We start from the raw sequence: 14927 nt of genomic DNA on the forward strand, positions 1-14927 counted from the left end.
AAGGAGAAGAGAATCCATGATGGGTCGTCGTACATTCCTCGGGACCGTCGGCTTCGGCCTGGCCCTGGGGCTGACCGGCTGCGCTGACGACAAACCAGTGTCAGGCGGCACCCCGCGTCGAACCGGCTACCGGTTGGCCGCTGAAGGGGGTCCGCACGAGTTGACCTGGATGGCGTACGGCGCGACGCCCGGGGTTTGGGGTGAGGAAACGACCACGGCGTACGGGCGTGATCTCACCAATGCGCGGCTGGTTGCCCGGCAGGATCTCGTGCGGCTGGCGGCGACCATTTCGCGGTTCGAGCCGGTGGCGCTGCTGGTGAACTCGGCGGCGGACGAGGCGGAGGCCCGACGGTTCCTGGCGGCCATCGTGGCGGAGACGTCGCCGAAGGATCAGGTCGGCGAGGAGTTGGACGGGTCTGGGCGGGTGTACGTCGGCGACGTACCGGCTGGTGAGTTGCCGCCGATTCAGACGCATCCGCTGGATCTGGTGCGGATTCCGCTCAATGACTTGTGGGTGCGCGATACCGGGCCGGTCTTCGTCACCGATACCGCCGGCAAGCTGCACGCGGTCGACCTCAACTTCAACGGCTGGGGTCAGGAAGCCAGCGGGTTGAGTGGCTGGCGCAAGGACGCGAAGAAGGCGGCCAACGGGGTGGCTGATCAGCCGATCGGGCGGGATCGCCTGGTGGCGAAGGCGATCGCGGCGGACAGCGACGTACCGATGGTGACGACTTGGCTGACGATGGAGGGCGGTGGCCTGGAGGTCAACGGCGCCGGTCTGGGCGTCGCGACCGAGAGCTGCATCCTCAACCCCAATCGCAACCCGGGCAAGACGAAGGCGGAGGTCGAGGCCGAGCTGCGGCGGCTGTTCGGGGTCGAGCAGATGCTGTGGATGCCCGGCCGGCCAGGGCTTGAAGTCACCGATTGGCACGTCGACTTCCTCGCCCGGTTCACCTCGCCGGGAATGTTGCTCTATGCATCGGCTGAGCATGGGGAGGCCGAGGACAAGCGTGACCGCAAGGCTCTGCTCAAGGCGGTCGACAACGTCAATGCGCTGCAATGGACGGATCTGCTCGGCGGGGCCAAGAAGCTGTCGACCGCGACACTGCCGGAGCCCGATTCCGCTGAGGTCTACAAGACGTACAAGGCGCGGAATCAGGCGCTGCCCTTCACCGAGCGGAACGTGGACGACTTCAGCCAGACAGCAGCGCCCGGCTACATCGGGTACTACGAGGCGAACGACTGCATCGTGATGGGCCAGTACGGCGACAACGCCACCGACGCGGAGGCGTTCGACACCATCTCGAAGCAGTACCCCGACAAGATCGTCGTACAGATCACCACCGACGGCCTCTGCGCAGGCGGCGGCACCATCCACTGCGCCACCCAACAACAACCGAAGGTCTAGGTCCAGTCGACCGAGAAGAACTGGGTTTCCTGGAATTCGCGGAGGCCGTCTCGGGCGCCTTCGCGGCCGAGGCCGCTTTGTTTGAAGCCGCCGAAGGGGGCGGCTGGGTCGGAGACGACGCCGCGGTTGACGCCGACCATGCCGGCTTCGATCGACTCCGCGATTCGGAGGGCGTCCTGGAGGCGGCCGGCGTAGACGTAGGCGGCCAGGCCGTACTCGGAATCGTTGACCTGGGCAAGCATTTCCTGCTCGTCGCGCCAGCTGATCACCGGCGCGACCGGGCCGAAGATCTCCTCGCGGACGATCCGGAAGCCTGGCTCGACATCGACGAGCAGCGTGGCGGGGTAGTACCAGCCGTCGGCCGGTACCGGGCCGGTGTTGGTGATGCGGGCGCCATCCGCGACGGCGTCGTCGACGAGTCCGCTCACTCCGGCGACGGCTTTCGCGCTGATCAGCGGAGCCACCTCGAGCTTGTCGATCGCTGCGCCGAATCGAGCCACGAAGTCATCGAGGACATCCTCGTGGACGAAGAAGCGGTTGGCCGCGGTGCAGGCCTGGCCGCCGTTGCGGAACTTCGCGATCATCGCGCCACTGACGGCAGCGTCGAGGTCCGCGTCGGCGGTGACGACGAAGGGGGCGTTGCCGCCGAGTTCCATGCTGGTGTTGAGAACGCGGTCGGCCGCCCGCCTGAGCAGGGTGTGGCCGACCCGGGTCGAGCCGGTGAAGGAGAGCTTGCGGATCCGGTCGTCCTCCAGCCAGGTGGTGACAACCTCGGCGGGCGAGTCAGTCGTGACGACGTTGACCACGCCTTTGGGTACGCCGGCCGCGGTCAGCAGATCGGCGATCGCCAGCGCTGTCAGCGGAGTCTCGGAGGCTGGTTTGAGTACGACCGTGCAGCCGGCGGCGAGGGCTGGGGCGATCTTGCGCGTCGCCATCGCGGCCGGGAAGTTCCACGGCGTGACGAGGGCTGCGATGCCGACCGGCTGGTGGGTCACGATCGTGCGGGTGCCGCCTGCGGGGGAGGAGCCGTAGCCGCCGTCGGTCCGGACGGCCTCTTCGGAGAACCAGCGGAAGAACTCGGCGGAGTACGCGACCTCGGCTCGCGCGTCCGCTTCGGACTTACCATTCTCAGCCGTGATCAGACCGGCCAGGTGGTCGGTGTCAGCGATGATGAATTCGTAGGCCTTTCGTAGTACCTCCGCCCGGACGCGTGGTGCCGTGGAGGCCCAGTCGGGGAAGGCCTTTGCGGCGGCGTCGACGGCTGCGGTCGCATCGGCGGCGTTACCGTTCGGCACCTCGGCGATGACCGCCTCGGTCGCCGGGTTGTAGACGGCAAAGGACGTCACCGGGACTCCTCCAGGATGGTGTCGAGGAGGTCGAGGCCCTCGGTCAGCAGGTGATCGGGGATCGACAGCGGCGGCAGGAAGCGCAGTACGTTGCCGAACGTCCCGCAGGTCAGCACGATCAGGCCCTTGGCATGTGCCGCGGCGGCGACCCGGCGGGTCAGATCGGCGTCGGGCTCGGTCGTCCCCGGTACGACGAGTTCGACCGCGAGCATCGCGCCCCGCCCTCGGACGTCGCCGATCCGGTCGTCGGCCGCCTGCGTTGCGCTGAGACGCTTGGTCATCAGCTCGCCGATGGCACGAGCGCGGTCCACCAGCCCCTCGGTCTCGATCAGCTCGATGACGGCAAGGGCGGCCGCGCAGGCGAGCGGGTTGCCGCCGTAGGTCCCGCCGAGGCCACCGACGTGAGGAGCGTCCATGATCTCGGCGCGACCGGTCACGGCCGACAACGGCAGCCCGCCCGCGATGCCCTTCGCGGTCACGATCAGGTCGGGTACGACCCCCTCGTGTTCACACGCGAACAGGTCGCCGGTCCGGGCGAACCCGGTCTGTACCTCATCGGCCACGAACACCACGTCGTGGTCCCGGCACCACGCCGCAAGTGCTGGCAGGAAACCAGCTGCCGGTACGACGAAGCCGCCCTCGCCCTGGATCGGCTCGATCACCACGGCCGCGAGGTTCTCGCTGCCGACCTGCTTCTCGATCACCTCGATCGCCCGCCGCGCCGCTGCCGGACCGTCAACGCCCTGATCGCGGAAGGGGTACGACATCGGAGCGCGGTAGACCTCGCCGGCGAAGGGGCCGAAGCCACTCTTGTACGGCTGGTTCTTCGCGGTCATCGCCATCGTCAGGTTGGTCCGGCCGTGGTAAGCGTGATTGAAGGCGACGACGGCCTGCTTGCCGGTGTACGCGCGGGCGATCTTCACCGCGTTCTCGACTGCTTCCGCGCCGGAGTTGAACAGGGCCGTCCGCTTGGCGTGGTCGCCGGGGGTGATCCGGTTGAGCGCTTCGGCGACGCGGATATAGCCGTCGTACGGGGTGACCATGAAACACGTGTGGGTGAAGGCGGCCAGCTGGTCCTGGACGGCGTCGACGAGGGCGGGCGCGCTGTTGCCGACCGTGGTGACGGCGATGCCGGAGCCGAAGTCGATCAGGGAGTTGCCGTCCACGTCGACCACGACGCCGCCGCCTGCTGCGGCGGCGTAGACGGGCATTATCGTGCCGATGCCCTTGGCGACGGAGGCGGCCTTCCGGGTCTGCAGCTCGAGGGAGCGAGGGCCGGGGATGGCCGTGAGCAGGCGACGTTCCTGGGGGAGCGAGGGGCCCCCGGTGGGTAGGTTCGGCATGTTTCCCACGGTGCGGCCTGGAGTGGCTGGGAAGCGATGGCATATCTGCACAATCTGCGCCGCCTGATTGTGCAAAACTGTCGAGTGTGATCCCGCTGACCGCAGTACTAGCCGAGCAAGGCCTGGACCTGAAGGAGGTCCACGTTCCCCGGCCGGAGGCGCCGGTGCGGTGGGTGGCGACCAGTGAGCTAGTCGATCCCACTCCGTTCTTAGAGGGCGGGGAGCTGCTGCTGACCACAGGGCTGGCGACGGCGGGCTGGCGGAGTCAATGGAGCTCGTACGTCGGCAGGCTCCGGGACGCCGGAATCGCCGGACTCGGGATCGGGACCGGGCTGACCCATCGGACACCGCCGCGAGGGCTGATCCGGGCGTGCGAGGAACTGGGCGTCAACCTCATCGAGGTGCCCCGGCTGACGGCGTTCGTGGCGATCAGCCGGCGTACGGCCGGACTGCTGGAGCAAGCCGAAGAACGCGCGGCCCGCACCGCTCTCGACCTCCAACGCCGGCTGACCGCCGCCGCTGCCGGCCCCTCGCCCTCAGAGGCGATCCTCCAACAACTCGCCAAGGCAACCAGTGGCGTCGCCTGCTTGTTCACGCCGGCCGGTCAGCTGGTGACCGGGGTGCCCGCCGAGCTCGATCTGAAGGAGATTCGCGAACAACTGAAGGCGATCCGCTCCCAAGGCATGCACGCCGCCCTGACCCTGAGCGAACCCGGACAGGTCATCATCATCCAGCCGATCGGCCTGAACCAACGCCCGGACAGCTATCTGGTCACAGCCACAACGAGCCGCCCCACCGAACCACAGCGCCGAGCCGTCGGTACCGCCGCCGCTCTGCTCGCCCTCGTCTCGGAGCAACAGCGCCAGCAACTCGAAGACCACCGCCGCATCGCAGCCCGGGCCTTCGACCTACTAATGACCGGCGACCACCGCACCGCGCAATTGCTGCTCGATCGCGACGAGTTCCCGGCCAAGCTCCAGGTCCTCGCCGCGAGCGGCTCACCCGAGGCCGTCGACGACGCCATCACCCTGGCGGAGGCGGCAACTCCTGCCGCGAGACCCCACGGCGGCGGCGACGCCGACGCTCGCGGGACTCTGGCCGCTCGAGTGGGCGGCGACCTCTTCGTCGTCGCCCCGGTCAGGGCCGCGAACTCCATCGCCTCCGCGCTGGCCGACTTGGGCCTGGCCGTCGGCATCGGCGACTCCGCAGGCCCCGGTGAGCTCGCCGGGAGCCGCGCGACCGCAGTACAGGCTCTTGCTCGGACGTCTGCGGCAAGACCTGTCGTTCGGTGGAACCGGATCGTTCACGAAGGCCTCACCGGTTTGGTCGACCAGACGACGGCGGCAGCCTTCTCGGCGTCGTACCTAGGCATCCTGACCGCAGAGCAACTCGAAACTCTGCGGTCCTACCTACGCCACCACGGCTCCCATCTGAAGACTGCCGAGGACTTGGGGCTTCACCGCAACACGGTCCGGAACCGGCTGGCTCAGATCGAGCACCAGCTAGGCGACTCCCTGGACGATCCGGACGTCAGAATGACCGCCTGGTTCGCCCTCCAGGCGGTGGGTGATCAGCACTTGTAGACGACCGCCGTCATCCGGCCGTCGAGGTTTTCGTAGCCGCCCGCGGTCCACGGGGCGTTGCGGTTGAAGATGTGGGTCAGCATGGTGCCTTCGGGAAAGGTCAGCTTGGTGCCGTTGCTTCTGACCAGGATCGACGGGTAGTGGTCGATGAAGTCGTCGCCTGCGGTGACGGCGTCGCCGGAGCTGTTGACGTCGGCCACAGCGTCCTCGAGCCGTGCGACGAGAGTGCCGTGAGTGTTCCAGATGAACCCGGTGGAGTAGATCCCTTGGCCCACCTGACCGCCGATCCAGCTGCCCTCGATGTCCCGGACGGTGACGCCGTCCTGATGGGTTCCGCGGAGCCGGATCGGCCGGCTGTTCCAGGAGTTCCAGACGTAGTTCGAGAACTTCGACGTGTCCGGGGTGCCCGCTGACCCGATCATCCGGCCCTCGTCGGAGATGTCGGCGACGGAAACCGTCGTGAAGCCCTTCGGTACGGGAGGCAGTTGCGGTTGCCCGCCGGCCGGCCAGACGAAGGAGCGGGTGGCGAAGTGGCCCTCATCGGCCCAGGCGATACCGATGATGTCCTGGCGGGCGTTCATCCCGGTGAGCGCGAAGATGTCCAGGCCTTCGGGCACTTGGAGGATCCGGTACGAGTCGGTCTTGATCGAGTAGATCCAGTAGTCGGTACCGGCCTGGTTGCCGGTGCTGCCGAGGACGAAGCCGCCGGCTATCGCCGAGCCGGACGACTCGCTGTCGGGTTGCGTCCCGAGCCAGCGCGGTACGCCGTCCACCCAGAGCACTGCCTGAGCCGACTGACGTCCTTGCCGCGGGGCGTGCCCGAGGATGTACCGCCCGGACGGATCGGCGCCCTTGACGATGCTTACGCCGGGCTCGGTGTCGGCGGGCAGCGGGAGAACGGTCTTGACACATGCGCTCGGCCCGGCTGCCGTGGCGGCAGAGGACTGTGCGGCGGGGAGTGCGGTGACGAGAAGTGCGGTGGTGGCGCAGAGCGCGGCCAACTGTCGGATCATGTGAGCCCCCCAGACGAAATGACGAACGACGCCAGAGGTTCCCATCCGGCCGGGTCGACCTGCCAGGCCTTTCACCAAGGTTGCAGGTTGCTGCAATGCGGGGTTTGGCAAAGGCCGGGACCTAGACTCCCGTTGCGTGGAGCATCAGTTTCTGCTTGTGGCGGGTGCCGGGCTGGCGATCATGATCACGGCGTCGGTGTTCGCGCGGCGTACCGGCGTAGCGGCGCCGTTGTTGCTGGTGGGGCTCGGGATCGCGGCGAGCTATCTGCCCGGTACGCCGGCCATCCACATCGAGCCCGAGTTCATCCTGGCGGGCGTGCTGCCGCCGCTGTTGTACGCCTCGGCCGTCCAGTTGCCGGTACTCGACGTACGGCGGAATCTCGCGTTGATCAGCTGGCAGTCAGTCGTCATGGTGATCGTCTCGGCGTTGACCATCGGCGCCTTGGTACACGCGGTATTCCCGGGGATCTCGTTCGCGCTGGCGACGGCGCTCGGTGCCGTGGTGAGTCCGACCGATGCGGTCGCGGCGACGGCGATCGGGCACCGGATCGGGCTGCCACCGCGGCTGATGACGGTGCTGGAGGGGGAGAGCCTGGTCAACGACGCTTCCGCGCTCGTCGTCCTCAGGACTGCGATCGCCGCGCTCAGCGCCTCGGCCGGCTTCAGCTTCGGCGATACGGCGCTCGACTTCGGCTGGGCGGTGGTCGGGGCAGTCGTGATCGGGTTCCTGGTCGGGTGGGTGACTGCGTTGCTGCGCCAGCGCCTCGACGATCCGGTGCTCAACACAACGATCTCCTTCGCGGTCCCTTTCCTCGCGTACTTCCCAGCTGAGGAGGCCCACGCTTCCGGCGTACTGGCCGTGGTGATGGCAGGGCTGGTGACCGGCGCAGTGGGCAGCAAGCGGTTCAGCGCTCGCGATCGGCAGACGCAGGCAACCACCTGGACGACGATCAACTTCATCCTCGAGAGCGCCGTTTTCCTTGCCATGGGCTACCAATTGCCCGAACTCGTCGACGCCGCCCGGGCCGAGACCACCACCGGCGAGATCACCGGCCTCGTACTGCTCGTGGTCGGGCTGTTGATCGTCCTCAGGTTCGTCGGCCTGGTCTGGCCGGCATTGCGCGAGCGGTTCGGCCGGCCTGACCGCAACGAGAAGGCCCGCGTCCAGCTCGGCCAGTTCGAGGAGAAGCTGGACTCGATGACTCCGGCCGGCGAGCGAGAGGAGAACCGGCTGGCGTGGGCGCGTCGCCGGCTCGCTCGTGGCCGGGCGGATGTGGAGTTCGAGGAGCGGGAGCCGATCACCGTCCGCGGCTTCGCCGTTGTGGGCTGGGCGGGCATGCGTGGCGTTGTGACGGTCGCCGCCGTCCAGACGATTCCGGCCGGTACGCCGCAAGTCGACACCGTGGTCCTCGCGGCGTTCCTGATCGCCCTCATCACGCTGGTGCTCTTCGGCCTGACGCTGCCGATGGTGATCGCGCGGATGAGCTTCGCCGCCGAGAGCGCGGAGGACAAGCGTGACTCGGTCCAGTCGCTGCTGCGGCGGGTCGGCGAGGACGCGATCGACACGCTCGGTCCGCTGGAGGAGCAGACCATCGGCGGCGAGCCGCTCGACCCGGAACTGGTCACCACGATGAAGGACCGGATCGTGCCCGGCATCGTCTCCGGGAGCAGCCAGTTGCGGGCTACCAGACCCGACTCCCTCGAGCAGATGATGATCGTCCAGCGCCGCTACCTCGACGCGATGCGCGACGCCCTCGGCGCCGAACGCAGCATCGGTGCCTACAGCTCCGCGACGTACCGCCAGGTCGAGTCCCTACTAGACGCCATCGAGCAACGCTTCGGAACCCGCTAACCGCCTCGAACCGTCAACGGCCTCGGAACGCTAGCTGTTGGCGGTGATCGCCGTGGTCAGCGCGTCGACGGACGCGGCCGTCGCAGCGAAGGTCAACGGCGGCTCCGGATTCCACGGCAAGACCTGACCACCGCGGACAGCCGGCACCTCCGCCCACGCCGGGATGTCAGCCAGCTGATCATCGCCGAGCGAGTTAGGCCGCTGGTCGTACAACAAGATGTCGGCCGGATGACTAGCGGCAAGTTCGGTCCACTTCACCACCTCCCACCCGCCCTTCGCCGGAGTCGGCGTGAACGGCAGCCCCGCATCAGCCAACATCCGTAGCGCCGGCCAGTACGCCGGGTTGGCCACGTACGCGTCCGTCGGAGTACCACCAGAAAGAGCAGTCACCCGTACGCCGGGCCGCCCGCCAACGGCAGCGCTCAACCGACCAAGCGCCTCGGTCAGTACCGCCTCATCGTCCGCAACATCCGAGCCCGTCAACGCCTGCGCCAGCTGACGAAACCGTCCGATGATCGTCCCGAGCCCCGGCTCACCGGCGATCCGGATCAGCGCAATCGGCGCGAGCTCACCAAGCTTGGCCGCGACGCCTTCCGACAGCCCATAAACCTCACCCCCATAACTCACCCCGACCAGCAGATCAGGCTGCAGCGTCGCGATCAGCTCGTCGTCGACAGCATCGCCAGACCCGACGCAAGGCACATCCAGCCCCGCCAACGCAGGCTGCGCACCCGAATCGGCGTGATGCTGCGACCCGAAGTACCCGACAACAGAAACCCCGAGCCCGACCAGCGTCTGGGCCGCCTGCGCATAGGCCAACACCCGCGTCGGCCGCTCGGCTGCCACGACCCGATCTCCACGATCATCCTCGAACGACCAGCCATCGGACCCCATGCTGTCCCCAATCTAGGTGTGCCGAACACCCATCATGCCCGCCGCGCACCATCCCCGCCGTGCCACGCCGACGCCCGCCCGATGGTTCAGGAGTCCCAGATCGGGCCCAGGGCTGGGATCCCGAGCCGCTCCATGCCGTGGACGACGGACCAGGTGACCTTCTTGTTGGACACGCAGATCACCGCCTCCGCACCAGACGACCGGTACTCCGAATACGCCAACCTCACCATGTCCGGCTTCCCGTAGGCGTCGGTGTCCCAGATGAGCGTGTCCGGCTGAGCCGCGAGAATCTCGTCAACCAGCGCCTGCCCGTAAGTCTTCACCGGATCGCGTGTCACCCACACCAACTTGTGGGGGACCCGAGCCGCCAAAACATGCGCCAGCACCGGCCCGATCCCACTACCCGTCACGACATACACGACCCGCCGAAAAACCGTGCCGTAGTTGGCCATTCCCGCAGTGGCGACGCCGCGGACCCAGACATGCGACGGGGGATTGTCGATGAAATCTCCAGTCCAGTCGCCGGCCCGTGACACCGCCATCCGGAAGCCTGGGGCACCGGGCGTCGGGATGACCGCGAAGCTGTGCCACTGACGCAACGGATGCCGCGAGATCGATCGCGTCGACCCAGCCATCGGCCGGCTACGGCCACTGCTCACCAGCGCGACATGCGACGACGGCCGGACGACGTCGATCGGGATCCGGCGCAGCAACATCCATGGCACCAACGAGCTGACCGTCGTCAACGCGAGCACCCACACCGTCGGCGTACCGGCAACCGCTGTCACCAACGATGACGTGCCGCACCGCTCACTCACGAGTAGTACCGCGCCAATCCAGAACAGCGACGACAACCCCCACCCGCCAAAACGGTGAACCCGCTCGAACAGGTCATGCCGCTTGGCCCGCATCGACGGCGGCGAGGTCATCACGATCGCCAGCAACAGGAGCGCCTGCATGTAGTACACGCATAGCAACCCCAACCCCACCTGCCCCGTCGCAACGACGGTCAGCGCGAGGAACCACAAGGTCCCGCAGACAGCGCCACCCACATGCAGCCCGCCCAGGTGATACCCCTTCGCCAACGCCCACCGCACCCGCAGCGGCCAGGACTTCGGCACCTTCATCACCAACTGGGACAGCAGATTCACGAAGAACTGCTGCCGCACCACGATGCCCAGCGCGAAGTTCACCTGCGCCACCAACGCCAGGTTCACCACCGAGTGCCACCAGCCACCGCTCAGCCCCCAGCCGAACACCAGCACGTTCGACATCACCACGAACAACGTGAGCCGATGGCTCTGCATCATCCGCGGATGCTTCAGCACCCGCCGCCCCACCGGAAGCGGCTCCGGTAGCTTCACATCCGGCAAATGGACAGGCGTCAGCGCCTCGAGTACCGCAGTCATGAAATTCCCCCAGAATTTCCGAATCACCCCGAACGCCGAGAACGTCTCAACCCGGCGGTTACTGGTTGAGACGCCTCGGCAGCCGATTCGGTTGATCCTGCTCCACAGGTGTTAAGCCATTCACCGGAGGAGACGGGCTACGGCTGGCCGGCCGGCCGCGTCAGTTCGTGGTCCAGGGGCGGAGTTTTTCTGGGTTGCGGACTGCCCAGATGTGTTTGATCTTGTCGCCGTCCAGGTCGAAGGCGAGTACTGCGGCGGCGGCGCCTTCGTCGAGGACGACCAGGCCGGGCTGGCCGTTGACGGTGCGTTCCTCGATGGTCAGGCTGCCTCGGCGTTCGGCGAGGTCGACGAAGTACCGGGCGATGGTCTCGCCGCCTTCGACCGGGTAGAGGGCCGCGGTGGCCAGGCCGCCGCCGTCGCCGATCGAGACGGCCGCCGGGTCGAGCAGGCCGATGAGGGCCTGGATGTCCTTCGCTTCCCAGGCCTGCTTGAAGCTTCGGACGATCGCGGCGCGTTCGGCCTCGGGAGGTGGTGGGGTTTGCGAGGTGCGGAGGCGACGGCGGGCGGACGTCGCCAGTTGGCGGCAGGCTGCCGGCGTACGGCCGACGATCTCGGCGACTTCCGGGAACGGGTAGCGGAACACGTCGTGCAGGATGAAGGCGACGCGTTCGGCCGGGGTCATCGATTCGAGGACGACCAGGAAGGCCATGTTGACCGACTCGTCGAGGGTGACGCGGTCGGCGGGATCGGTCTCGGCCTGGTCAGGTACCGGCTCGGGGATCCACTCGCCGACGTAGCTCTCCCGGCGTACCCGCGCTGAGCCGAGCAGGTCGAGGCAGATCCGGCTCGCCACGGTCGTCAGCCAGGCGGCCGGCGTCTCGATCGCGTCCTGCTTCTCCCGCGACATCGCGTACCAGCGCGCGTACGTCTCCTGTACTACGTCCTCCGCGTCCGCCAGCGAGCCGAGCAGCCGGTACGCGAGGTTGATCAGCTGCCGCCGCTCGCTCATGATCACGCTCAGCTTCGGGTCGCCACCGGTCACTGCCGCCTCCTCGGGTCGTCATCTCTCGGAGTACCGACGCAACAGCCTCCCGGATTGTGAGGTCCTCACACCCCGGCCCGCTGCCTCGTCGGGAGGCAGACGACAACAGACCGAGGGAGAGCACTCATGACCGACCTTCAGGCTATCGCCGACCGGCTCGAGCTCCAGGCGTTGCAGGCCGACTTCACCGACGCCGCGATGAACCGCGACTGGGACGGCTTCGCGGCAGTCTTCGCATCGGACGGCGCCTGGCGGATGCCGCACGCCAAGATCGAGTTCACCAGCCGGGACGCCATCCGCGCCGGCGTCGAGCAACTCCGCAAGCACTGGGAATTCTTCGTCCAGACCATCCACCCCGGCGCCCTCACCATCACCGGCGACACCGCCACCGGCCGCACCTACATCGAAGAGTTCGGCCGCCTCCAGGACGGCACCTCCCACCGCAACTACGCCCGGTACCACGACACCTACCGCCGCACCCCCAACGGCTGGAAATTCACCGACCGCACCTACGAAATCCTCTACTACGAATCCACCCCGATCACCGGCACAGTCCCCAACACCACAACCTTCTTCGACCTCCCCGAGAGCGCCAGGAACGAGTAACCCGCCCGCGACCGTCCGACCTCGCCACGGCGACCCCGCCAGGGCGAGCCCACCCGACAGCGACTGCGACCCCTCTAGGCCGACCTCACCCGAGCAGCACCCAATCCGGCCAGGCTCCAACACTCCCGCCGAGCGTGCGGCACACCGATGGCCCACCACCAGCGCCGACCACAGGAGCGGCTGCGAAGCCCTGGCCACCGATGCCATCCACGGCACCCGCCGCGGAGCCCCTCGCCGCCAACGTCATCCACAGCACTTGCCGGGGGAGCCTGCGACGCGGACGCGACGAAGGAGCGGGCGGGCGGAGCTGGCGTGGGGTTCGACGGTCGCAGCCGAGTGGTGGGTGGGCGACTCGCAGGGTCTGCCGGGGGTTAGTTCATCGTTGTAATGTGGCGGGGATCGCGAAATCGATTTCGCTAGGAGGAGCCGGTGGCTACGCCGCTCAAGGTTGCTGTTCTGGGGTTCTGGCACGTTCATGCGAAGGATTACGCCCGGCAGGCACAGGAACATCCTGGTACGGAGCTGGTCGCCGTCTGGGATGACGATCTCGAACTCGGGCAGGCGGGTGCGGATCAGTTCGGGGTGCCGTTGACCGACGATCTCGATGCCTTGCTGGCCCGCGATGACCTCGACGGGGTCATCATCACCACCTCGACCGACGTCCATCGCGACGTCATGGTCAAGGCGGCCAATGCCAGCAAACACATCTTCACCGAGAAGGTGCTCGCGCCGACCGTCGCGGAGGCTACCGAGATCATCGAGGCGGCCGATGCCAACAACGTGAAGCTCGTCGTCTCGTTGCCGCGGCTCGCGCACGGGTACACGCTGGCGATCAGCGAGGTGATCGCCAGCGGCGTCCTCGGTCGACTCACGTACGGCCGCGTCCGGCTGTCCCACGACGGCGCCATCCCGCGTGACGGCAACGAAGGCTGGTTGCCGCAGCGGTTCTTCGATCCGAAGGCCGCCATCGGGGGAGCGCTGACCGACCTCGGCTGCCACCCGGTCTACCTGCTGCAGCTGTTCCTCGGGGCCGACCCCGAGACCGTCAGCGCGACGTACCGGTCAGTGGCCGGGCGCGGGCTCGAGGACAACGCCGTCGTCACCGTCGGCTATGCCGATCAGAAGGTCGGCGTGATCGAGGCGGGGTTCGCCAGCCCGAACCCGTTCACGATCGAGGTCTTCGGTACCGACGGCAGCCTCAGCTACACCGACGAAGGCAACGTACTCCGGGTAGCGGGCAACCAATTGCCCGTACCCGACCACAACCCGGACCCGTTCGCCCAATGGGTCGACCACATCACCACCGGCACCCGAGCCGACGACAACCTCGCCCGCGCCGTCGAGCTGACCCGGCTGGTCGTCGCCGCCAACGAGGCCGCGGCCAAAGGCGTTTCTATCGCGTACGACGGGAAGGTGATCAACCGATGACGCAGCTCAAGGTCGGACTCATCGGCGGTGGCGGGATCGCCTCCGCACACATCAAGGGCTATCGCGAGCACTCCGCCAAGATCGGCATCACCGCCGTCGCCGACGCAGTCGAGGAAACGGCCAAGGCCCGCGGCGAGGAGCTGGGCGCGACGCCGTACACCGACTACACCCAGATGCTCGCAGCAGAAGAACTCGACGCCGTCGACATCTGCCTTCCGCACCATCTGCACAGGGACGCGATCGTCGCCGCGGCCCAAGCAGGCAAGCACATCCTCTGCGAGAAGCCGCTCTGCCTCTCAGCGGGGGAAGCCGCCGACGTGCGCAAGGCGGTCACCGAGAACAACGTCACGCTGATGTGCGCGCACAACCAGCTGTTCATGCCGGCCGTGGCGAAGGCGAAGGAGCTGCTCGACGCCGGAACGATCGGCACGGTCTACGAAGTACGGACCACGGACAGCTTCTACAACGACTTCGACCCGGCGAACATGGGCTGGCGGGCGAGCGCGAAGACGAGTGGCGGCGGCGAGCTGATCGACACCGGGTACCACCCGACGTACCTGATGTTGCACCTGGCCGGCGGCCTCCCGGTCGAGGCGACCGCGATGCTGTCGACGCACCGGCTGAAGTTCATGGAGGGCGAGGATTCGGCGCAGGTCCTCATCCGGTTCGACAACGGCGTCGTCGGGCAGATGGTGACCAGTTGGGCGTACCAGCCGGCGCCGAACACCGAGCGGTTCTCGGTGGTCGGCGAGCTGGGGTCGTTGCGCAGCGACGGCAACTCGGTCACCACCCAACTCCGGTCCGGTGAGACCGAGACGGTCGAGCTGGAGCCGGTCGACACCTTCGTCGCGGAGATCGGGCACTTCGCCGACTCGCTGCACGGAAAGACCCGTCCGATCCACACCGAGGAGGAGGGCATCGCCGTGCTCGGCATCCTGCTCGCCGCCTACGAAGGATCCCGCTCGAAGACCATCGCCCCGATCGGCTGACACCGAGTCGATGG

12 protein-coding genes are annotated in these 14927 nt (G+C 67.6%); 6 read left to right on the plus strand and 6 right to left on the minus strand.

Translation table 11 applies throughout. From position 1 onward, the window contains the following. The first annotated feature begins 19 nt into the window (after positions 1-19). Positions 20-1408 (plus strand): agmatine deiminase family protein, encoded by a 1389-nt coding sequence (locus tag OHA70_RS24665; protein ID WP_328321553.1) that lies wholly within the window; start codon positions 20-22, stop codon positions 1406-1408. On the opposite strand, the gene OHA70_RS24670 is transcribed toward OHA70_RS24665, so the two are convergent. Then, on the minus strand, positions 1405-2754 hold the full coding sequence (locus OHA70_RS24670) for an NAD-dependent succinate-semialdehyde dehydrogenase (RefSeq protein WP_328321555.1): 1350 nt from the start codon (positions 2752-2754) through the stop codon (positions 1405-1407). The two genes, OHA70_RS24665 and OHA70_RS24670, sit on opposite strands and share 4 nt — an antisense overlap. Further along, entirely contained in the window at positions 2751-4097 is a 1347-nt protein-coding gene (gene gabT / locus OHA70_RS24675; protein ID WP_328321557.1) for a 4-aminobutyrate--2-oxoglutarate transaminase, read from the minus strand. Before gabT ends, OHA70_RS24670 begins: the two co-directional genes overlap by 4 nt. An 86-nt stretch (positions 4098-4183) precedes the next feature. Here gabT and OHA70_RS24680 point away from each other — a divergent pair, with 86 nt between their 5' ends. Further along, the gene (locus OHA70_RS24680; protein ID WP_328321559.1) at positions 4184-5680 is read left to right on the plus strand and encodes a PucR family transcriptional regulator; all 1497 of its coding nucleotides are present in this window, start codon (positions 4184-4186) and stop codon (positions 5678-5680) included. On the opposite strand, the gene OHA70_RS24685 is transcribed toward OHA70_RS24680, so the two are convergent. Further along, complete coding sequence (locus OHA70_RS24685) at positions 5668-6693, minus strand: hypothetical protein (RefSeq protein WP_328321561.1); 1026 nt, start codon at positions 6691-6693, stop codon at positions 5668-5670. The two genes, OHA70_RS24680 and OHA70_RS24685, sit on opposite strands and share 13 nt — an antisense overlap. Positions 6694-6829: 136 nt before the next feature. Between OHA70_RS24685 and OHA70_RS24690 the strand changes: the two genes are divergently transcribed. Continuing rightward, complete coding sequence (locus tag OHA70_RS24690; RefSeq protein ID WP_328321563.1) at positions 6830-8545, plus strand: cation:proton antiporter; 1716 nt, start codon at positions 6830-6832, stop codon at positions 8543-8545. A 30-nt stretch (positions 8546-8575) separates the two neighbouring features. Here OHA70_RS24690 and OHA70_RS24695 read toward each other — a convergent pair whose 3' ends face one another. From OHA70_RS24695 to sigJ, 3 genes are all read right to left on the minus strand, one after another. Continuing rightward, on the minus strand, positions 8576-9439 hold the full coding sequence (locus tag OHA70_RS24695) for an ABC transporter substrate-binding protein (protein WP_328321565.1): 864 nt from the start codon (positions 9437-9439) through the stop codon (positions 8576-8578). Between the two features lie 86 nt (positions 9440-9525). Continuing rightward, complete coding sequence (locus tag OHA70_RS24700; protein WP_328321567.1) at positions 9526-10848, minus strand: hypothetical protein; 1323 nt, start codon at positions 10846-10848, stop codon at positions 9526-9528. Positions 10849-11008: 160 nt separating this feature from the next. Beyond that, positions 11009-11890, minus strand: coding sequence for an RNA polymerase sigma factor SigJ (gene sigJ, locus OHA70_RS24705; RefSeq protein WP_328321569.1), 882 nt, complete (start codon positions 11888-11890; stop codon positions 11009-11011). Positions 11891-12016: 126 nt separating this feature from the next. Between sigJ and OHA70_RS24710 the strand changes: the two genes are divergently transcribed. The 3 genes from OHA70_RS24710 (at position 12017) to OHA70_RS24720 (ending at position 14913) form a co-directional block, all read left to right on the plus strand. Then, a complete protein-coding gene (locus OHA70_RS24710) occupies positions 12017-12496 on the plus strand; it encodes a nuclear transport factor 2 family protein (protein WP_328321571.1) in 480 nt (159 codons plus the stop codon). A gap of 429 nt (positions 12497-12925) precedes the next feature. Next, a complete protein-coding gene (locus OHA70_RS24715; RefSeq protein ID WP_328321573.1) occupies positions 12926-13924 on the plus strand; it encodes a Gfo/Idh/MocA family protein in 999 nt (332 codons plus the stop codon). Next, positions 13921-14913, plus strand: a complete 993-nt coding sequence (locus OHA70_RS24720) for a Gfo/Idh/MocA family protein (RefSeq protein WP_328321574.1) — start codon at positions 13921-13923, stop codon at positions 14911-14913. Before OHA70_RS24715 ends, OHA70_RS24720 begins: the two co-directional genes overlap by 4 nt. Positions 14914-14927: the final 14 nt, after the last annotated feature.

Origin of the sequence: Kribbella sp. NBC_00382 (genome assembly GCF_036067295.1) — a bacterium.
In the GTDB taxonomy this organism is placed as follows: domain Bacteria; phylum Actinomycetota; class Actinomycetes; order Propionibacteriales; family Kribbellaceae; genus Kribbella.

What these genes read in the sequence shown, in the direction of transcription:
- OHA70_RS24665 (WP_328321553.1), top strand. Translation starts at nt 20, where the DNA reads ATGGGTCGTCGTACATTCCTCGGGACCGTCGGCTTCGGCCTGGCCCTG.
- gabT (WP_328321557.1), bottom strand. Translation starts at nt 4,097, where the DNA reads ATGCCGAACCTACCCACCGGGGGCCCCTCGCTCCCCCAGGAACGTCGC.
- OHA70_RS24685 (WP_328321561.1), bottom strand. Translation starts at nt 6,693, where the DNA reads ATGATCCGACAGTTGGCCGCGCTCTGCGCCACCACCGCACTTCTCGTC.
- OHA70_RS24695 (WP_328321565.1), bottom strand. Translation starts at nt 9,439, where the DNA reads ATGGGGTCCGATGGCTGGTCGTTCGAGGATGATCGTGGAGATCGGGTC.
- OHA70_RS24700 (WP_328321567.1), bottom strand. Translation starts at nt 10,848, where the DNA reads ATGACTGCGGTACTCGAGGCGCTGACGCCTGTCCATTTGCCGGATGTG.
- OHA70_RS24720 (WP_328321574.1), top strand. Translation starts at nt 13,921, where the DNA reads ATGACGCAGCTCAAGGTCGGACTCATCGGCGGTGGCGGGATCGCCTCC.
- OHA70_RS24710 (WP_328321571.1), top strand. Translation starts at nt 12,017, where the DNA reads ATGACCGACCTTCAGGCTATCGCCGACCGGCTCGAGCTCCAGGCGTTG.